This window comes from Mesorhizobium sp. M7A.F.Ca.CA.002.05.1.1 (genome assembly GCF_003998335.1).
In the GTDB taxonomy this organism is placed as follows: domain Bacteria; phylum Pseudomonadota; class Alphaproteobacteria; order Rhizobiales; family Rhizobiaceae; genus Mesorhizobium.
In genome coordinates this window covers 1-2,409 of sequence record NZ_RZQI01000891.1, presented here as the reverse complement: position 1 = coordinate 2,409, position 2,409 = coordinate 1, and the positions used below count along the sequence as shown (strand labels likewise).

The window sequence follows — 2,409 nt, the reverse complement described above, 5'->3', positions numbered from 1 at the left end:
AGGTTCGGCCGGCTCGATATCCTGGTCAATTGCGCCGGCATAACCCGTTTCGTACCGCATCCGGACCTCGATGGTCTGGACGACGCGTTGATCGACAGCATCTTCAGCGTCAACGTGCGTGGTGTCATCGCCGCGACGCGGTCAATGCGGCCGCTGCTCGACCGCGCCGCCAGCGGCGTCGTTGTCAACATCTCGTCGATTGCCGGCGCAACCGCCATGGGCAGCAACATCGCCTACTGCGCCTCCAAGGCCGCTGTCGACAACCTAACCAAGTCGCTGGCGCGCGCCCTGGCTCCGAAAATCAGGGTCGTGTCGGTGTCACCGGGCGTCGTCGACACTGATTTCATCAAGGGCCGCGACGAGTCCTGGCGAGATGAACAGGCGAACCGGACGCCGCTCGGGCGATTGGGCACGCCCGACGATGTTGCCGAGGCGGTTCTGGCAGTCGCGACCCATCTTCGCTTCGCGACAGGAGTTGTCATTCCGGTCGACGGCGGGCGGCCCCTGGTATGATTTTTGTCCTGAACGTCCGCACAGCGCTTATGGAGAGCTGAATGACCGCAACCATAGCCATCACCATCGGCGATCCGGCCGGCGTTGGACCCGAGATCGCGCTCAAGGCCGCCCATCATTTCGCGGCGGTCCTTGAGACTGGCACGGTTCGGCTCCGCCTGATCGGGTCACTTGCGGCGCTTGGCGGGACAGCCCGGTCGCTGGCCTTACCATTGCCCGCCGTCGCGAATGCGGATGAACCTCTCGGCATCTGGCCGATCGAGGGTTCCGCCGTTGAGATCGGACAGGTGTCGGCGGAAGGCGGCAGGCAGGCCTATGAGGCCGTGGCCGAGGGTGTGCGGCGTACGATGGCCGGCGAGGCTTCGGCCATCGTCACCGCGCCGCTCAACAAGGAATCGCTGCATCTTGCCGGTTATCGGTTCCCGGGTCACACCGAGCTGCTGGCGGCGCTTACCGGGGCGCGAGACAGCGCGATGATGCTCGCGCACGGTTCTTTTCGCGTCAGCCACGTCACGACCCACATTCCGCTGGAAGATGTGCCGAAGAGGGCGACGGAGCCGCGCATGCGGCGGGTTCTCGACCTGACGATCGAAGCCCTGAATCATCTGGGGATCACGGCGCCTCGCGTTGCGATTGCCGCGCTCAATCCGCACGCCGGGGAGGGCGGTATTTTCGGGACCCACGACATCCGCATTACCCAGCCGATTGTCGCCGACTACAGGGCGCGCGGCCACGACGTCCATGGTCCCGTTCCGGGCGATACCGTCTTCGTGAAAATGCGCGGCGGCGCCTATGACGCGGTCGTGGCCATGTACCACGATCAAGGCCATATTCCGGTGAAGCTGCTTGGCTTCCAGATCGACCCGCAGACCGGTGAATGGCTTGGCCTGAGCGGCGTCAACATCACGCTCGGCCTGCCGATCGCGCGGACCTCCGTCGACCACGGGACCGCTTTCGACATCGCCGGCCGCGGGATCGCCCGCGAAAGCAGCCTCATAGAGGCGATCGACTACGCCTTGTCGCTGACCACGGAGAACGCTGCGTGAACCGTAGCCCCGACGGGCGCGGGCTTGGCAAGCCGGATGTCCTGATCGTCGCGGACGACATCACCGGTGCGCTCGACACGGCCGGCTATTTCGCGAGTCCAGAAAAACCGGTGAAGGTCTGGCTCGACCTGCCGCCGGGCCTCTCCGGCTGCAACGCCATTGATCTCGACAGCCGGGACTTAGGGGAACGAGCGGCATACGATCGTGTCACAGGCGTTTTTGCCGATCGCAAAGCGGGCGCACGGTCGCTGTCGTTCAAGAAAATCGATAGCGTCATGCGTGGACACCCTGTCGCAGAGTCGGTTGCGGCCTTTCGCGCCGGACGGTTTAGGCGTGCCCTTTTCGCCCCTGCTTTTCCGGCGTTGGGCCGGGCAACAGTCAACGGCCGGCAGCACGTAGTATCGCAGGATGGGATAACACCCGTCGGTCCGGCACTTGTCGATGCATTATTGGGCCACGGGGTTCCGGCTGCCATGATCGGCGAGGCCTGCGCAAGCGAGGGATTTTTTGTCGCCGATGCGTCAAGCGATGCCGAGCTTGCGGCGGCGATTGCAGCCTTTGGAGTGGATAGCGAGGATCTTTATGTCGGCTCAGGTGGATTGGCCTCCATGCTCGCTGGAAGTCGGACGGCCCACCTTCGGCCACAGGCACTCGATCTCGCCATCTGCGGCACGAACCATCCGGTTGCTTTGCGCCAGGTCGCAGCGGTCAGCGGGCTGAAGACCGTCGTGATGGACGGCTCCAGTCCCATGCCTCTCGAACCACCGTTTGTTTTGCTCGCGCCCTCCCACGCTGCTTCGGAATCCCAGGCGCGCCTTGCCATCGAGCGATCGCTCATCCAGCTTGTGGC

General features: G+C 64.4%; 3 protein-coding genes. All 3 read left to right on the top strand.

Translation table 11 applies throughout. From position 1 onward, the window contains the following. The coding region (locus tag EN939_RS30110) for an SDR family NAD(P)-dependent oxidoreductase (protein ID WP_164751348.1) at positions 1-513 on the top strand (513 nt) is incomplete at its 5' end. Positions 514-554: 41 nt separating this feature from the next. Further along, on the top strand, positions 555-1,559 hold the full coding sequence (pdxA, locus tag EN939_RS30105) for a 4-hydroxythreonine-4-phosphate dehydrogenase PdxA (protein WP_127271304.1): 1,005 nt from the start codon (positions 555-557) through the stop codon (positions 1,557-1,559). Next, positions 1,556-2,409, top strand: an 854-nt coding sequence (locus EN939_RS30100; RefSeq protein WP_164751347.1) for a four-carbon acid sugar kinase family protein, incomplete at its 3' end; no start/stop codon positions are given. The genes pdxA and EN939_RS30100, both read left to right, overlap by 4 nt.